This is a genomic window from Bacillus pfraonensis, from assembly GCF_050768835.1.
GTDB lineage: Bacteria > Bacillota > Bacilli > Bacillales > Bacillaceae_G > Bacillus_A > Bacillus_A pfraonensis.
In genome coordinates this window covers 130,031-146,325 of the sequence record NZ_JAHCDO010000008.1, presented here as the reverse complement: position 1 = coordinate 146,325, position 16,295 = coordinate 130,031, and the positions used below count along the sequence as shown (strand labels likewise).

Below are 16,295 nucleotides of genomic sequence, written 5' to 3'. Positions count from 1 at the left end.
ACATCTTTTTATATCCAACCCTTTTCTTCAGCAATCGTAATCGCTTCAATTCTATTTTTAGCATTTAGCTTTGTTAATACTTCTGAAATATAATTTCGCACTGTGCCAGGTGAAAGATAGAGTACTTTTGCAATTTCATTTGCTGTTTTTCCCTCTTTCGCTAACAGTAGTACTTCTTTCTCTCGATCTGATAATGGATTTTGTTCCTGCCATAACCCAAACATTAATTCAGGAGAAATCTCTCGTTTTCCCTGCATCACGTTGCGAATCGCTGCCGCTAAATCTTCACTCGGGCTATCTTTTAGTAAATACCCATGAACTCCTGCTTTCATCGCCCTTTCAAAATAACCTGGACGTGCAAATGTTGTTAACATCATTACCTTGCATGGTGATTTTTTCTTCTGTAGCATCTCTGCAACATCTAATCCGCTTTGAATCGGCATTTCAATATCCATAATACCGACATCTGGCTGCAACTTTTCAATTAATTTTAAAGCTTCTTCTCCATTTTCCGCTTGCCCAACCACTTCAATATCATCTTCTAAATCAAGAAGCGCTCCTAATGCCCCACGAAGCATTCGTTGATCCTCTGCAATAATAATTCGAATCATGCCCTCACCTCATCTTTTCCCGTTCTAATTACAATTGGAACCTTCACGATTAACATCGTCCCCGGATGCAGTTCCTCTAGTTCAAGTTCTCCATCAATCAGTGCGAGCCGTTCTTTCATACCTAATATGCCATTCCCATCATGACTTTGCTTTTGTAATCCCACTCCATTATCCTTAACCTGCAAAATAAGTTCTCCCTGTGTTTCAAATAAAGAAACTGTACATATCGCTGCCTTACTATGCTTGACGACATTTGTTACCGCTTCTCGCAAACACATCCCTAAAATATTTTGCTCAAGTGGTGATAATGCACTTGAACTCGCTGTTTGCTCTACCTCTAGTGAAATATTAGCAGCTTGCAGGATAACTTTTATTTGTTCCAACTCTTCTTCCACAGTAATCATCCGCATATCGGAAATCAATTCACGCAATTGTTTTAAAGCTGTACGAGATGTCTGCGTAATTTCCTTCGCTTCTAAGCTTGCACGCTCTGGATTTTTCACAATCAACTTCTCAACAAGTTGGCTTTTTAGAGTAATCAGAGATAATGTATGCCCTAACGTATCGTGGAGGTCCCTTGCGATTCGCTGTCGTTCTTCACGTTTTACTAAATCTTTAATTTGTTCGTTTGCTTGATGTAGCTGGTTCTTTAACATCTTTTTTTGATTGAAATTACGCATACCAAACGGTGTAAGAATCATTAAGATAAACATTGGAACAATATTAACTAAACTTGTAGTTGTTAATTGTTCAAGATATACAAGTATAAAGCCTACAAGCATTACAATTAAAAGAACAAATAATACTCGAAATACCTTTTTACTTGGTGCAAATCCCATTGCACTTGCTGTAAAAAATCCAAAAAAGATCATAAAAGGATTATAAAGTAAGGCAAATAAGAATATAAGCACCATTTGAATACATGCCCATAAAATAAATGTCTTCTTCGCAAAATAAAGTTGACGGTATGTGATAACAAAAATGATCAGCATACCAATACCCATTAAAAGCTTCCATCCTGATACTTGCGTTAAATTGTAAATTGGAAATAGTAAATACACAAACCACATATATGGGAAGAACCCCATATGTTTTGGAAAAAATTCAAACTGCTTATTTTCTGTCATTTATACCGCTTCCTGTCTCTTTCTTATATATATTGATATTACAACAAATATAAGGAAATAACCTCCTAACATCGCGATATTTTCCCATCCTATCGATTTCCCATCGACAATATCCCATGCTCCGCTTCCAAAGTGATATGTTGGTGTCCATTCTCCAATTGTTCTTAATACTTTCGGGAAAACTTCAATTGGCATCCATAAACCGCCTAACACTGCTAAACTCATATTTAAAATGTTAGCAAGCCCCGCAGCTGCATCTGCTTTCTTAATGGAACCAATAACCGTTCCTAATGCTAAAAATGGTGTAACACCTAATAACAACCATAATCCAGCACCAATCCATTGCCCAATTGTTAACGATACGTCATTAATTAATATCCCTGCAATAAAGATCACAAGTATTGAAAAAGCATTTACCACTGTTTGAGAAATAATTTTAGCCGTTAAATATGCTCCCTCTGGAAGTGGCGTAATTTTTAAAAGATGTGTCCATCCTTGCCCTTTTTCTTGTGAAATTCTCACACCAAAACTAAAAAGCGCTGTTCCTACAATACTGAAAGTTGCCATTGAAATTAAATAATGCGCTTGCCATGCCGCACCATTTTGCGGCACTTGAATCACGTTTGTAAAAATGTAATAAAACAAAACTGGCATTAATAATGAAAAAAAGATAAATAATTTATTGCGAAATGTACGTAAGATTTCTATTTTGCATTGCATCCATAATGCTTTCATGCAATTCCCTCCTTCTGATTTGCAACAAACTGTTCAAATGCTTCATCAAGACTGCCACGTTCAACTGAAACATCTGTAACAGGTAAACTCTTTTGATAAATTGCTTGTAACGTAGCATCCGTATCGCCTGTTGTTAGGATAAAGCGCCCTTCATGTGATTTCACTCCTGTTACATGCGGTAATTCCTTCAGCAATCCTGTCGGAATATTTTCTTTTGAATAAAATGAAATCGTTTTTTGAGAAATCGTCGCTTTCATTTCCTCTGGTGTACCATCTGCAATGACTTTTCCATTAGCAAATAATAAAATACGATTTGCTAATGCATCCGCTTCTTCTAAATAATGCGTTGTTAAAATGATTGTTTTCCCTTCACTTGCTAGCTTTCGAATCGTTTCCCAGAAATTCTTTCTAGACGTAATATCCATTCCTACAGTCGGTTCATCTAAAAATAATAAATCCGGATTTCCAGCAAGTGCGAGTGCAAAATTCAACCGTCTTTTCTGACCACCAGATAGTTTTTCACATCGTTGCTTTATTTCTGACTCTAAGTTTGATAACTGAAGCAATGTTTCTTTTGCAACTGGATTCATATAATAGCTACGAAACAAATCAATAGCTTCGCCAACTGATATACTATCAATTACACTTACCTCTTGCAGCATTGCGCCAAGGCGATTACGAACGTCTCGATGCTTCGGGCTCTTTCCAAATACAGAAATACCTCCTTCTGATGGATCCTTTAATCCAAGCATCATTGATATCGTCGTTGTTTTCCCTGCACCATTTGGCCCAAGCAGTGCAACAATTTGCCCCTTCTCCACATGAAATGAAACGTTATTTACAGCTTTTTTATGTTTAAATGTTTTTGAAACACTGTTTACTTCAATAATCTTTTCCATCTCTCCACCTCCGCTGTTCCTTATATTTATATTGTATAAATTGGAAGAGATGGAAAACAGTAAGTTACGTCATGACATGCATATGACAATTGTCATAAAATCCTTATGAAATGAATCACACTACTCTGTTCTATACCTCTTCAAACCCTTTATAGAACGAGGTTAATAGTACGCAAGTAGCAGGACAAAAACAAACATGATACAATCGTGTAAGATATACATTCGAGGAAGGACAGTGGTTTTTTTTATGATCATTCGTAATGAACAAGATTTAGAAGGTTTACGAAAAATCGGCCGTGTTGTTGCGCTTGCACGTGAAGAAATGAAAAAACAAGCAAAACCAGGCATGACAACGAAAGAACTTGATTTGATCGGCAAAAAAGTATTAGACGAGCACGGTGCTATTTCTGCACCTGAAAAAGAATATGATTTCCCAGGCTTCACTTGTATTAGTGTAAATGAAGAAGTTGCTCACGGTATTCCAAAAGATCAAGTATTAAAAGAAGGCGACTTAGTAAATGTGGATGTATCTGCAGCACTTGATGGCTATTATGCAGATACAGGTATTTCTTTTGTTCTTGGTCAAGATGAAGAAAAAGAAAAACTTTGCCAAGCAGCAGTAGACGCATTTTGGGCAGCAATGAAAAAAGTAAAAGCTGGTTCAAAACAAAACCAAATCGGCCGTGCAGTTTCTAACTTCGCACATAAAAATGGCTATTCCGTTATTCAAAACTTAACAGGACATGGCATTGGACTTAGCTTACACGAAGCACCAAATCACATTTTAAGCTACTACGATCCAATGGATAATGCGCTTCTGAAAGACGGTCTTGTGATCGCTGTAGAACCTTTCATTTCTATGAAGGCCGACCACATTATCGAACGCGGCGATGATGGCTGGACATTTGTAACACCAGATAAAAGCCTTGTTGCACAATGTGAACATACAGTTGTCGTAACACGTGGTGAACCAATTATTTTAACTGAGCTATAAAAAGAAAAGGAATGCAAATGGCATTCCTTTTTCCATACAAAAAAGAAGAGAAATCAGCATTGATTTCTCCTCTTCGCATATGGATGCCTTACATATTTACTGATAGTAATCATGAAATGTGGGAACATGATTACCATAGTTAAAAGGTTCAAGCATGAAAAACAGAAATCCCACCCTGAATTTCTGTTTCTCTACATAATCTAAAGTTTGGGTACACTAGACATGCATTTTAGGGGCTTTCAAACAAGAAAGCGAACCTTCCTTTCAAATAATAGCATATACACCCCCTCTAGAAATATGTAAATATGCATATACAAATTATCCTTACTTTTATTTCTCAACTCAAATTGATTGAAAATACAAAAAATAACAGGTAGAATATAGTCGTTATCCGTCTTCTTTTGTCAGTCAGATAGAATAGAAGAATGGGAGAGGAATATATGAAGAAAACATGGAAACAAAAAATAGTAAGCTCTTTGCTTGCTGCAACACTCGCTGTCAGCTTAGCTCCAATCGGACAAGCAAAAGCTGATTCCCCGCAAACAACGATTGAGACTCCATCTATTACAAAACAAGTTGATGCAAATCGCGCAATCGAACATGTCCGCTTTTTATCAGAAACCATCGGCCCACGTCCTGGTGGAACACAATCAGAAAAATGGGCTTCCCGCTATGTCGGAATGAAATTAAAGTCAATGGGATATGAAGTAGAATATCAGCCATTTGCTGTACCCGATCAATATGTAGGGTTCATTGAATCACCATTGTCCAAATCGCGAAATTGGCAAGTCGGCGCTGCTCCAAATTCCCTTATTTCAGCTGAAGCTGTTACGGCTCCTCTCATTTTTGTGCCAAATGGGACAAAGTTAGACGAAATTCCAAATGAAGTCAATGGAAAAATCGTTTTATTTGAAAGAGGCGCAACAGTAGCAGATTACAACAAACAAGTAGAAAATGCAGTAGCAAAAGGCGCAAAGGGCGTTCTTTTATATAGTTTAATTGGTAGTCGCGGTAATTATGGACAAACATTCAATCCAAGATTAACGAAAAAACAGTCAATCCCTGTATTTGGCCTTGCTTATGCACAAGGAAATGCCTTCAAGGAAGAATTAGCAAAAAAGGGGAACACAATCCTTTCTTTAAAAGCAAGACATGAATCAAACTTACAATCACTAAACGTTATCGCGAAAAAGAAACCAAAAAACAGCACTGGAAATGAAAAAGCTGTTATCGTAAGTTCACACTATGACAGCGTTGCTGGAGCACCGGGAGCAAATGATAACGCCTCTGGAACAGGGCTAGTATTAGAATTAGCTCGCGCATTTCAAAATGTAGAAACTGACAAAGAAATTCGCTTTATTGCTTTTGGATCAGAAGAAATGGGACTGATTGGTTCTGAGTACTATGTTGATAACTTATCACAAAAAGAACGCGATCGTATTTTAGGCGTGTTCAATGCTGATATGGTTGCGACAAACTATGATAAAGCAAAAAACTTATATGCAATGACACCAGATGGTTCTACGAATCTTGTAACGGATGCTACACTAAATGCGGCTAAACAATTAAATAATGATCTTGTTCTTCAAGGTAAATTCGGCTCTAGTGACCATGTTCCATTTGCATATGCAGGCATTCCTGCAGCTCTGTTCATTTGGATGGGAGTAGATAGCTGGAATCCACTTATCTATCATATTGAAAAGGTATACCATACACCACAAGATAACATTCGAGAAAACATTTCACCAGAACGTATGAAAATGGCATTAGATGTTATTGGTACTGGTGTTTCTGATGTTCTTCAAAAGCCAGCTGTACAAAGTGAACAAAAAGCTGCTTAATTATAGCTAAAGGCCCCCATCTTTTGAAATGGGGGGCTTTTTTCATGATTCCAGATTAATAAAAAAGTGGTTTTCCCTGTTAGGGAAAACCACCGGGACTAAACAGTCGGCTCCGCTTTTCTCTATTACATTTTCTCCGGCGCAGATACACCTACTAATGCTAATGCATTTTGCAGTGTGATGCGTACTGCACGCATTAAGTCGTAACGAGCTTTACTTAACTCTAAGTTATCTTGGTTTAATACTTTTTCTGCATTGTAGAAGCTGTGAAGTGCTGCTGCTAATTCAAATGCATAGCTTGTAATGCGGTGTGGCAAACGTTTTTGTGCTGCGTCTGCAACTACTGCTGGGAATTCACCAAGTTTTTTTAGTAAGTCTACTTCTTTTTCAGATGCAACCAGTTTGTAGTTTACATCCCCACCTGCAGTTAAACCAAGTTCTTCTCCTTGACGAAGAATACTGCATACACGTGCATGAGCATATTGTGCATAGTATACAGGGTTTTCGTTAGATTTTGATACCGCTAAGTCCATATCAAAGTCTAAGTGAGAGTCACCGCTACGCATTGCAAAGAAGTAACGCATTGCGTCCACGCCTACTTCTTCCATTAATTCACGAAGTGTAACAGCTTTACCTGTACGCTTACTCATTTTTACTTTTTCACCATTTTGGTATAGTTGTACCATTTGGATAATTTCTACTTCTAACGTATCTTTGTCGTAACCAAGCGCTTGGATTGCTGCTTTCATACGAGGAATGTAACCGTGGTGGTCAGCACCCCAAATGTTGATTAATTTATCAAATCCACGCTCTAATTTATCACGGTGATACGCGATATCTGGCGTTAAGTACGTGTAAGAACCATCGTTTTTAATTAATACACGGTTTTTATCATCACCGTAAGTCATAGAACGGAACCAAGTTGCGCCTTCTTCTTCAAAGATTTCATCGCGCTCTTTTAATACTGCAAGAGCTTGATCAATCTTTCCGTTTTTGTATAGTGATGTTTCAGAGAACCAAACATCAAATTTAACACGGAAGCTTTCTAAGTCTTTTTGAAGTTTTGCTAACTCATATTTTAAACCGTACTCACGGTAGAACTCGTAGCTTTCTTTTTCATCAGCTTTTGCATAACGATCGCCAAACTCTTCTGCTAAGCGTTGTCCGATTCCAATGATGTCCGCACCATGGTAGCCATCTTCTGGCATTTCTTTTTCTAACCCTAATGCTTGCATGTAACGAGCTTCAACAGAAAGCGCTAAGTTATGAATCTGGTTACCAGCGTCATTAATGTAGTATTCACGAGATACATCATATCCTGCTTTTGCTAATACGTTACATAATGTGTCTCCTACTGCTGCACCGCGTGCATGTCCTAAGTGAAGGTCGCCTGTTGGGTTTGCAGACACGAACTCAACTTGTACTTTTTCACCTTTACCAGTGTTTGTTTCACCGTAAGCCTCGCCAGCTTTAACAATTGCCGGAATTAGGTCTGTTAAATAGCTGTTATCCATATAGAAGTTAATAAAACCAGGACCAGCAATTTCAATCTTTTCAATAGAAGCTTTTGCCTTATCAAAGTTTGCAATTAATTCTTCTGCAATCATACGAGGTGCTTTTTTCGCAACGCGCGCAAGCTGCATCGCCATGTTCGTAGAGAAGTCACCATGTGTTTTATCCTTTGGAGATTCTAATACAACATTTGGAATTTGTTCTTCTGTTGCTAATTCAGCTTTTAATACCGCAGCTTTAATTTCATCTTTAATCAATTCTTTTACTTGTTCTAAAGAGTTCATTATTTTGCCTCCTTCAAATTAATCGTAATTGTATATCGACCAGCTTCTTGTTCACTTAGAAGCAGTGCGTACGTTAAAAAGAGTTGTCCTTTTTTCTTCTCGCCCGACCATTTAAAAAGAACATTATCGGTTTTCGTTTGCAATGCAAACGTACCAAGCTCACTCGTATACGTACCAGTTGTCCATTCACCTTTCACATGCGTCTGACGCATAGAAACAGCACCTGAACGCATAATGAGAACTTGTTCACCTTGAATTTTGATAATTGTCTTCACTTCGCCTTGTTCGTTCGGCTCCTGAAATGTTACATATGTACTTTGACCTTTTACATAGTATTGACCATTTGCTTCAAAAGCAACGGTCTCCTTTCGTGCCCCTTCACGGATTTCTGTTACAAAATGAACGTGTACCGGCAAGCCTGCAAGTTGTTTCTCCACGTCTTGCACACCTTTCAACATGTTATAGATATTAAATACACTTTATAATAAATCACTTTTCCTATCATATCAAAAAAAGCCTCTGTCTGTCTGCTGAAAAATCAGGAAAACTCTGCTTCGAAAAAACAATTTATAAAGATCTATCGCCTATGATAAAATGTCTTTTAAATCTAAATTTTCTTTCAAAAAGGGGATATTACAAATGATACCATCAAAATTAAAAAGGGGAGATGAAATACGAGTTATTTCACCGTCTTCTAGTTTAAGTATTGTTTCAGATTACAATCGAGATCTTGCTATAAAACGACTAACAGATCTAGGATTTCATGTTACCTTTTCAAAAAATGCGGAAGAAATCGACCGTTTTGCTTCTTCCTCTGTTTCTTCTCGTATTCATGATCTGCACGAAGCCTTTGCTGACCCAAGGGTGAAAGCAATCTTAACAACACTTGGAGGATATAATTCCAATTGTCTCCTAAACCATATCAATTATGACTTAATTCGCAACAACCCTAAAATTCTCTGTGGTTATTCTGATATTACATCTCTAAGCAATGCAATTTATGCGAAGACTGGTCTAATTACATATTCCGGTCCTCATTTCTCTTCATTCGGAATGGAGAAAGGGCTTGATTATACAATAGAGTACTTTTTAAAATGCATGACTTCTGAAGAGCCAATAGAAATACAACCTGCTAAAACATGGAGCGATGATTCTTGGTATATGGACCAAGAAAATCGAACTTTCTTCCAAAATGAAGGCTATATTTCCTTACATAAAGGGGAAGCTGTTGGCAAAATTGTTGGCGGTAATATGAGTACCTTTAATTTACTACAAGGCACAGCATATATGCCGAGCTTACGAGATAAAATATTATTTTTAGAAGAGGATGCTTTAACGGGAAACGCAACTGTGCAGACATTCGATCGTTACTTACACTCCCTTATGCAACAACCTGAATTTGAATATGTAAAAGGTATTGTCATTGGAAAACTTCAAAAAGCGTCTGAAGCTGTTATAGAAGATATACAAGAAATGATTTACTCAAAACAAGAGCTTTCCCACATTCCTGTCATTGCAAATGCTAACTTTGGCCATACAACTCCAATATTCACATTTCCAATTGGAGGGCTTGTAAAAATTGTTTCTGACAAAATAAACACATCGATTGCACTTTTAACGCATTAAAAAGGAGCGAACACCTCGCTCCTTTTATACTTTCCGCAACTGTTTTAAAGCTTTTTCTGGAATTTCTTCTTTTGAAATCTCAGCCCATCCTTTTCCTTGCATTCCCTTCGCATAAATCTTTATAAAAGCACCAGAGTGCAATTGACGATTCACCATCTTTTTAATCGTTTGCTTCTCTCCATTTTCTGTGTAACCTTTTAACGTATATAAATATTCATCATCTATTCTCTCACCTTTATTTATAACCGCATAATAATCTTGTATTTCTTTATTTGAAAAGAAGTTATCGACAAATGCCTGAACACCTTCTGTTTTTGTTTGTAAATAATATGCCGTACCACCTAAAAGAATGGCAAAAACGGCTAAAACCTTTATCACCAATTTCATGCATGTACCTCCTATATACATTTCGCTTCATATTCACGTAATCATATTTGTAATTATACAGAAAAGGGCATGCTATTCTCTATTGAAATGTATTACACTTCCCTTACACTATTGTAAGAAAAAACGTTTGTAGTATTTTCCTAACAAAAAAATTTTCCGTTTAAGCAACTTTTGTATTATTATTGAATAATACAAATTTTTATAATAAATATCAAAAAGGAGACAGTTATCAAATGGCTATCTTGCAAGGTTTAGCACTACTACTTGTTGTACTTTTTCTTTTCACACTGTTTAGCTACCGTGCTCCTTACGGAATGAAAGCAATGGGTGCTCTGGCCAACGCTGCAATTGCGAGTTTTCTTATTGAGGCATTTCACCGTTATATTGGTGGAGAAATGTTTCATAATGACTTTCTGCAATCGGTTGGACAAGCCTCTGGTGGCATGAGCGGTGTCGCAGCTGCAATTTTAGTGGCACTCGCAATAGGTGTATCTCCTGTATATGCTGTTTTAATTGGTATTGCCACAAGTGGATTTGGTATTTTGCCAGGCTTTTTCGCTGGATATGTTTGCGCCTTTGTCGTGAAATTTCTTGAAAAAAAATTGCCAGCTGGCGTGGAGTTTTTAGCAATCTTGTTCATCGCTGCACCACTTTCACGCGGAATGGCTATGCTTATGGATCCAGTTGTGAATGCAACACTTGGAAAAATCGGTTCTATTATTTCAATTGCAACTACAGAAAGCCCGGTTATTATGGGGATTATGCTTGGCGGGCTCATCACAGTTATCTCTACATCTCCATTAAGCTCCATGGCTCTAACTGCTATGCTCGGTTTAACAGGCCTACCAATGGCTATCGGTAGTCTTGCAGTAGCAGCCTCTGCTCCAATGAACTTTATTTTCTTTAAACGTTTAAAGATTTGTTCAAAGAAAGATACAATTGCTGTAGCAATTGAACCATTAACACAAGCTGACATTGTCGCAGCGAACCCAATTCCAATCTATGCGACAAACTTTGTTGGCGGTGCACTTGCTGGCATTATTACATCCTTATTCCAACTTGTGAATAACGCACCTGGTACGGCATCACCAATTCCAGGACTCCTTGTTCTATTCGGATTCAACGATGTAATGAAAGTAACAATTGCAGCTATATTATGTGGAATTGTTACCACAATTATTGGTTATATCGGAACAATTATTTTCCGTAAGTACCCAATTCGTACCGCTGATGAAATTCGCGGAATTACTCCGGAAGAAAAAGTTGCATAAGCAAAAGGAGCGAGTTCCATAGGATGGAAACTCGCTCCTTTTTTCTTATACTATCGAATCTTGCAAAAGTGCCGATATATCGGTGCTGTAAGCCGCTTCTCGGTCGAGTGCTCCAATGACCTGCGATTCTGAGCAAGCTGCCTCCGCTTTTACTTCACCCAACCAAGAAGCATTTCCCGCACGAATTTGCTTGCTGCGATTGGTGTTTGGTCACTATGATCATAGACTGGAGCTACTTCTACTAAGTCTGCTCCGACTACTTTTATATTTGAATTTGCAATTGCAACGATGGAATCTAATAGTTCTTTAGATGTGATACCACCAGCTTCTAATGTTCCTGTTCCAGGAGCATGTGCTGGATCTAATACGTCGATGTCAATTGTGACATAGACTGGGCGTCCTGCAAGTTTTGGCAATACTTCTTTTAATGGCTCTAACACTTCAAATTTATATAAGTTCATGCCCACTTCTTTTACCCATTCGAATTCTTCTTTCATACCAGAACGAATTCCGAAAGAATATACGTTTTCCGGACCAATCAAATCACACACTTTACGAATTGGCGTAGCATGGGATAAAGGCTCCCCTTCATATGACTCACGTAAATCAGTATGAGCATCCATATGAATGATTGCTAAGTCCGGATATTTTTTTGCCATTGCCTTAAAAACTGGCCAAGACACTAGGTGCTCACCACCAAGACCTAGTGGAAACTTACCGGCATCTAATAGTTTTGTTACATATTCTTCAATCATGTCTATGCTACGCTGTGGATTTCCGAATGGTAACGGAATATCGCCAGCATCAAAATATTTTACTTCTTCTAGTTCACGATCTAAATATGGACTATATTCTTCTAGTCCAAGTGATACTTCACGAATACGTGCAGGGCCAAAACGAGAACCTGGACGGTAGCTTACTGTCCAATCCATTGGCATCCCGTAAATAACAGCCTCTGACTCTTCAAAACTCGGATGACTTTTAATAAATACTTTACCTGAATAAGCTTCATCAAAACGCATATTCTTTTCCTCCTTATGTGGAACTTAAGGTATCCCAACCTTTCATTATTTCTCAAATTTGGAGCGTTATACTCCTCTTTCTCGATTTACCTCAATCTTCTTTTAACGATGAGAAGATTATTTTATTTATAGAAGTGTAAGTAGCTAGCATGCTCAAATCTTGTGGACGTGCACCTTAAATGAGCTACTTACACTTTCATCTATTATCCAGCCACTTCCGCTTTTCTTTTGTCTAGCTGCAGCGGCTAGAATGCTCGGTGGCTTCCGCTTTTCTATTTAATTAAGTCTCCAACAAACTTAGGTAATACGAATGCTGCTTTGTGCAGTTCTTTCGTGTAATATTTCGTTTCAATTTCGTGGAAACGCTCTTCGCTTACTTTTAATGGATCGTGTTCTTTAGATCCAATTGTGAATGTCCACATTCCACTTGGGTATGTTGGAATATTCGCTGTGTATAGACGTGTAATTGGGAAGATTTCTTTTACGTCTTTAAACACAGTTGAAATTAATTCTGGTGTAAACCAAGGGTTGTCCGTTTGCGCAACGAAGATACCGTCTGCTTTTAACGCTTTAGAGATTCCAGCGTAGAATCCTTTTGTAAATAAGTTTACTGCTGGTCCTACTGGCTCAGTAGAGTCAACCATAATTACATCGTACTCATTTTCACTTTCTGCGATGTGTAGGAAACCGTCTCCTACTTTTACTTCAACGCGCTCGTTATCTAATGCACCTGCAATTGATGGTAAGTACTGTTTAGAATACTCGATTACTTTTCCATCGATTTCAACAAGTGTTGCTTTCTTTACGCTTGGGTGTTTTAACACTTCACGGATTACACCACCATCACCACCGCCAACAACTAATACGTTTTCAGGATTTGGGTGTGTAAATAAAGGTACGTGTGCTACCATTTCATGATAAACGAATTCGTCCTTTTCTGTTGTCATAACCATGCCATCTAAAATAAGCATGTTTCCGAATTCTTCAGTTTCAACCATATCAAGTTTTTGAAATTCTGTTTGCTCCGTATGTAATGTGCGGTTAATACGCGCCGTAATTCCAAAATGTTTTGTTTGTTTTTCAGTGAACCATAGTTCCATCGTACAATCACGCCTTTCGCTGCAAATTTATAATAGGGACATCATTAATGTCCCCTAACAAAAATAAAACAAAACATACAAAATGTATAGTTAAAAGTACAAAAATACCGAAAATATATTTTGGTAAAATTATTTTCGTTCGTAAATTACAATAACACTATATTTAGCAATAAAGAAAACCCTTTCTTATGAAAGGGTTTCTGCTTGTCGTTACTTGCCGAATGGTCGATATCCTTTGTCGAATCGCTGATATATTTAAATTTGCGTCGATATATTTGAAAAATCGCCGATAAAATTTCATTCACCAAAACCACCTACCCCAAAAAAGCCCACGATCACCCCGCACCAAGTTTCTTCAATTCGTCTTATGAGAGGGTTTCTGCTTCTAATTTGGAATTTTCTCGAACAGGAATCAAAATCGTGACACAACCAACTAATACAACGATTCCTCCAACTAAAAATGGACTTTGTGGTGAAATCGCATGACCGATAATTCCCGATAAAATTGGTGCAATTGCTCCGCCAAGCCAACGGACAAAATTGTATACACCTGATGTAATAGATCTTTCATAAGGTGAAATATCCATGACATAGCTTGTATATAAAGCGTTATTTAATCCAGATGCTAATCCAGATAAGACGATAAGAACAATTTGTAACCACATTACTTTCACAAAGAATAATGCAAGTAACAGAATCGCAAATACAAATAGGCTAAATCTTAACAATGCTTTTGGCTCATATTTCCCTTCTAATTTATGCGCTAATATTGCAGATCCATATGCTAGCGCAAGTCCCCAGCCGCAAAATACGAAACCGAGCTGAATTGCCGATAAATGCATAATGAGTGGTGAATATGCTAATACAACAAAAAATCCATAATAATATAACATGCCTGAAATGGCACCTTGCATAAACGGTTTATATTTAATCAGGTTAAGTAATTCCCCTACCCCAGCTGCCTTGCGCTTTACTTTGCGCTCCGGTTCTTTTACAAAAAAGAAAACAAGAATAAATGCTAATAAAATTAAAAGACTTGTCGCAAAAAATGGGTATCGCCAAGAATGTCCGCCTAGTAGTCCACCTAATAACGGACCACCTGCCATCCCTAAACCAATCGCCGCTTCATATAAACCTACCGCTTCATGTACTTCTTTACTAAGAGCGATTAATAATGTCATCGCTGTTGCGAAAAACATCGCATTTCCTAACCCCCAGCCAGCGCGGAAAAGAGATAACTGTGCAATCGTTTGTGATATACCGCATATAAAAGCAAATACAGTTACAATCGATAAACCAATTGTCATCATTCTCTTATCGCCAAACCGCGCTGCAAATAAACCAGCGGGCAACATCATAATTGCCATCGTTAAAATATATGCTGTAAATAACATTTCCACTTGCCAATGTGTGGCACCAATTTTCTCAGCAATAATTGGCAAAATAGGATCGACTACTCCGATGCCTGAAAAGGCAAGGAAAGTAGCCAGTACTGTAATCAATCTCCCTAATTTTTGTTTGCTCTCCATATTTATTACTCTCCTTTTGTTTCCTCCAAGAATCTAATTGCGCGCTCTAAACTATTCTCTAATTCTGCTTTCACGCGCTCCATTTGTTTCATTTTTGTATCTAACGTTTGTACTTGGTTCTCAAGCATATCCTTAATTTCTTGAATCACTGCACGATCACGTGGATTTTCGCTATTTCGTCTTTGCTCCATACGCTCTTTTAATGATAAGAAATGATGCATTTCTTGAAGTGTGATTCCTAATACTTCTTTCGCTTCTACAATCTTTTTAATACGAGCAATATCTTCATCCGTATAAAGACGAATATTTCCTTCACTGCGCTCCGGCGGATGAATTAAGCCAATTTCCTCATAATAACGAAGTGTACGTTTTGTTAATCCAACTTGCTTTGTTACTTCATCAATCTTATACATGTATATTCCTCCTTCCATCACATTATTACATTTTACGTTAACGTTAACTTTTATGCAACTGTTATACTTTTGTAAATGTTTGGCATATAGATTGTATTTTTTTTGCTACAGTTTCATAATGAAAGAAATGAACTCATAAGGAGATTTTTCAAATGAAGAAAACACTTATTTTTGCCCATCGCGGAGTGAAAAGTACACATCCAGAAAATACAATGATCGCTTTTCAAGAAGCAGAACGTGTTGGTGCTCATGGCATTGAACTTGATGTTCACCTTTCAAAAGATGGGGAGCTCGTTGTAATTCACGATGAAACTGTTGATCGTACGACAAATGGGATTGGACTTGTTTCTGAGAAAACAGTAGCGGAATTACAAGCTCTTGATGCAGGCAGTTATAAAGAACCTTCCTTTCACGAAGCGAAAATTCCAACATTACGCGAAGTATTCATTTGGTTATCTACGACAAATTTACAACTTAATATTGAATTAAAAACAGACGTAATCCACTATCCAGGTATCGAAGAGAAAGTTGTTGATCTTGTTCGGGAGTATCACCTTTCAAACCAAATTATATTCTCATCGTTTAACCATGATTCTGTTTCTTTGCTTGCAGAACTTGCTCCTGAAATTCCGAGAGCTATCTTATATGATGAACCAATTGCTGATCCAATTGCTGAAGCAAAGAAAAGAGAAGCAACCGGATTACACCCTAATTTTCAGCTATTAACAAAAGAATTTGTCCAAACTGCGCAGCAGCAAGGATATGTATTCCGGCCCTATACAATCAATGAATATAAAGATTTACAAACTATGATTGATTACGGCGTAGATGTTATTATTACAGATTGGCCGATGCGCGCTTTTGAGCTCCTTTCTTAATTGAAAGGGCTCTTTTTCATTTTGTGTTTAAAATACGAAAAAACCCTCAATACTATTAAAGTGAAA

At 37.6% G+C, this 16,295-nt stretch carries 16 protein-coding genes; 5 read left to right on the top strand and 11 right to left on the bottom strand.

Going from position 1 to position 16,295, the window contains the following annotated elements; translation table 11 throughout:
* Positions 1-8: 8 nt before the first annotated feature.
* The 4 genes from KFD70_RS09550 to KFD70_RS09535 are packed head-to-tail and all read right to left on the bottom strand — an operon-like array spanning position 9 to position 3,372.
* Positions 9-611 carry a response regulator transcription factor gene (locus KFD70_RS09550; protein WP_336451525.1) on the bottom strand — a complete coding sequence of 201 codons (603 nt, stop codon included), beginning with the start codon at positions 609-611 and terminating at the stop codon, positions 9-11.
* Entirely contained in the window at positions 608-1,738 is a 1,131-nt protein-coding gene (locus tag KFD70_RS09545; protein ID WP_336451524.1) for a sensor histidine kinase, read from the bottom strand. The genes KFD70_RS09550 and KFD70_RS09545 overlap by 4 nt, the downstream gene beginning before the upstream one ends.
* Positions 1,739-2,473, bottom strand: a complete 735-nt coding sequence (locus KFD70_RS09540) for an ABC transporter permease (protein ID WP_336451523.1) — start codon at positions 2,471-2,473, stop codon at positions 1,739-1,741.
* Positions 2,470-3,372, bottom strand: coding sequence for an ABC transporter ATP-binding protein (locus KFD70_RS09535; RefSeq protein WP_336451522.1), 903 nt, complete (start codon positions 3,370-3,372; stop codon positions 2,470-2,472). Before KFD70_RS09535 ends, KFD70_RS09540 begins: the two co-directional genes overlap by 4 nt.
* A gap of 196 nt (positions 3,373-3,568) precedes the next feature.
* Between KFD70_RS09535 and map the strand changes: the two genes are divergently transcribed.
* A complete protein-coding gene (gene map, locus KFD70_RS09530; RefSeq protein ID WP_336451521.1) occupies positions 3,569-4,366 on the top strand; it encodes a type I methionyl aminopeptidase in 798 nt (265 codons plus the stop codon).
* A gap of 440 nt (positions 4,367-4,806) precedes the next feature.
* The gene (locus tag KFD70_RS09525; RefSeq protein WP_336451520.1) at positions 4,807-6,207 is read left to right on the top strand and encodes a M28 family metallopeptidase; all 1,401 of its coding nucleotides are present in this window, start codon (positions 4,807-4,809) and stop codon (positions 6,205-6,207) included.
* Positions 6,208-6,332: 125 nt separating this feature from the next.
* On the opposite strand, the gene argS is transcribed toward KFD70_RS09525, so the two are convergent.
* Together argS and KFD70_RS09515 are read right to left on the bottom strand one after the other, a co-directional pair.
* Entirely contained in the window at positions 6,333-8,003 is a 1,671-nt protein-coding gene (gene argS / locus KFD70_RS09520; protein ID WP_431613153.1) for an arginine--tRNA ligase, read from the bottom strand.
* Positions 8,003-8,440, bottom strand: a complete 438-nt coding sequence (locus tag KFD70_RS09515) for a YwiB family protein (protein ID WP_336451518.1) — start codon at positions 8,438-8,440, stop codon at positions 8,003-8,005. Before KFD70_RS09515 ends, argS begins: the two co-directional genes overlap by 1 nt.
* Before the next feature lie 202 nt (positions 8,441-8,642).
* Here KFD70_RS09515 and KFD70_RS09510 point away from each other — a divergent pair, with 202 nt between their 5' ends.
* Entirely contained in the window at positions 8,643-9,629 is a 987-nt protein-coding gene (locus tag KFD70_RS09510; RefSeq protein WP_336451517.1) for a S66 family peptidase, read from the top strand.
* Positions 9,630-9,653: 24 nt separating this feature from the next.
* Here KFD70_RS09510 and KFD70_RS09505 read toward each other — a convergent pair whose 3' ends face one another.
* Positions 9,654-10,016: a YxeA family protein gene (locus tag KFD70_RS09505; RefSeq protein WP_336451516.1), complete on the bottom strand. Its 363-nt coding sequence runs from the start codon at positions 10,014-10,016 to the stop codon at positions 9,654-9,656.
* A 233-nt stretch (positions 10,017-10,249) separates the two neighbouring features.
* Between KFD70_RS09505 and KFD70_RS09500 the strand changes: the two genes are divergently transcribed.
* Positions 10,250-11,287 (top strand): PTS sugar transporter subunit IIC, encoded by a 1,038-nt coding sequence (locus tag KFD70_RS09500; RefSeq protein WP_336451515.1) that lies wholly within the window; start codon positions 10,250-10,252, stop codon positions 11,285-11,287.
* Positions 11,288-11,436: 149 nt separating this feature from the next.
* Here the strand turns inward: KFD70_RS09500 and speB are convergent, their stop codons facing one another.
* The 4 genes from speB to KFD70_RS09480 all read right to left on the bottom strand — a co-directional run bounded on the left by speB (position 11,437) and on the right by KFD70_RS09480 (position 15,351).
* A complete protein-coding gene (gene speB / locus KFD70_RS09495; RefSeq protein ID WP_336451514.1) occupies positions 11,437-12,309 on the bottom strand; it encodes an agmatinase in 873 nt (290 codons plus the stop codon).
* 272 nt (positions 12,310-12,581) lie between these two features.
* A complete protein-coding gene (speE, locus tag KFD70_RS09490; RefSeq protein WP_174100832.1) occupies positions 12,582-13,409 on the bottom strand; it encodes a polyamine aminopropyltransferase in 828 nt (275 codons plus the stop codon).
* A gap of 365 nt (positions 13,410-13,774) precedes the next feature.
* Entirely contained in the window at positions 13,775-14,938 is a 1,164-nt protein-coding gene (locus KFD70_RS09485) for an MFS transporter (protein ID WP_336451513.1), read from the bottom strand.
* A gap of 5 nt (positions 14,939-14,943) precedes the next feature.
* Positions 14,944-15,351 (bottom strand): MerR family transcriptional regulator, encoded by a 408-nt coding sequence (locus KFD70_RS09480; RefSeq protein WP_336451512.1) that lies wholly within the window; start codon positions 15,349-15,351, stop codon positions 14,944-14,946.
* Positions 15,352-15,503: 152 nt separating this feature from the next.
* On the opposite strand from KFD70_RS09480, the gene KFD70_RS09475 reads away from it, so the two are divergent.
* Entirely contained in the window at positions 15,504-16,229 is a 726-nt protein-coding gene (locus tag KFD70_RS09475) for a glycerophosphodiester phosphodiesterase (RefSeq protein WP_336451511.1), read from the top strand.
* Positions 16,230-16,295: the final 66 nt, after the last annotated feature.

Excerpts from the sequence above, each read along its gene's own strand:
- KFD70_RS09500 (WP_336451515.1), top strand. The coding sequence starts at position 10,250 with ATGGCTATCTTGCAAGGTTTAGCACTACTACTTGTTGTACTTTTTCTT.
- KFD70_RS09480 (WP_336451512.1), bottom strand. The coding sequence starts at position 15,351 with ATGTATAAGATTGATGAAGTAACAAAGCAAGTTGGATTAACAAAACGT.
- KFD70_RS09550 (WP_336451525.1), bottom strand. The coding sequence starts at position 611 with ATGATTCGAATTATTATTGCAGAGGATCAACGAATGCTTCGTGGGGCA.
- KFD70_RS09485 (WP_336451513.1), bottom strand. The coding sequence starts at position 14,938 with ATGGAGAGCAAACAAAAATTAGGGAGATTGATTACAGTACTGGCTACT.
- KFD70_RS09475 (WP_336451511.1), top strand. The coding sequence starts at position 15,504 with ATGAAGAAAACACTTATTTTTGCCCATCGCGGAGTGAAAAGTACACAT.
- map (WP_336451521.1), top strand. The coding sequence starts at position 3,569 with ATGATACAATCGTGTAAGATATACATTCGAGGAAGGACAGTGGTTTTT.
- argS (WP_431613153.1), bottom strand. The coding sequence starts at position 8,003 with ATGAACTCTTTAGAACAAGTAAAAGAATTGATTAAAGATGAAATTAAA.
- KFD70_RS09505 (WP_336451516.1), bottom strand. The coding sequence starts at position 10,016 with ATGAAATTGGTGATAAAGGTTTTAGCCGTTTTTGCCATTCTTTTAGGT.
- speB (WP_336451514.1), bottom strand. The coding sequence starts at position 12,309 with ATGCGTTTTGATGAAGCTTATTCAGGTAAAGTATTTATTAAAAGTCAT.
- speE (WP_174100832.1), bottom strand. The coding sequence starts at position 13,409 with ATGGAACTATGGTTCACTGAAAAACAAACAAAACATTTTGGAATTACG.
- KFD70_RS09510 (WP_336451517.1), top strand. The coding sequence starts at position 8,643 with ATGATACCATCAAAATTAAAAAGGGGAGATGAAATACGAGTTATTTCA.
- KFD70_RS09535 (WP_336451522.1), bottom strand. The coding sequence starts at position 3,372 with ATGGAAAAGATTATTGAAGTAAACAGTGTTTCAAAAACATTTAAACAT.
- KFD70_RS09540 (WP_336451523.1), bottom strand. The coding sequence starts at position 2,473 with ATGAAAGCATTATGGATGCAATGCAAAATAGAAATCTTACGTACATTT.
- KFD70_RS09545 (WP_336451524.1), bottom strand. The coding sequence starts at position 1,738 with ATGACAGAAAATAAGCAGTTTGAATTTTTTCCAAAACATATGGGGTTC.
- KFD70_RS09525 (WP_336451520.1), top strand. The coding sequence starts at position 4,807 with ATGAAGAAAACATGGAAACAAAAAATAGTAAGCTCTTTGCTTGCTGCA.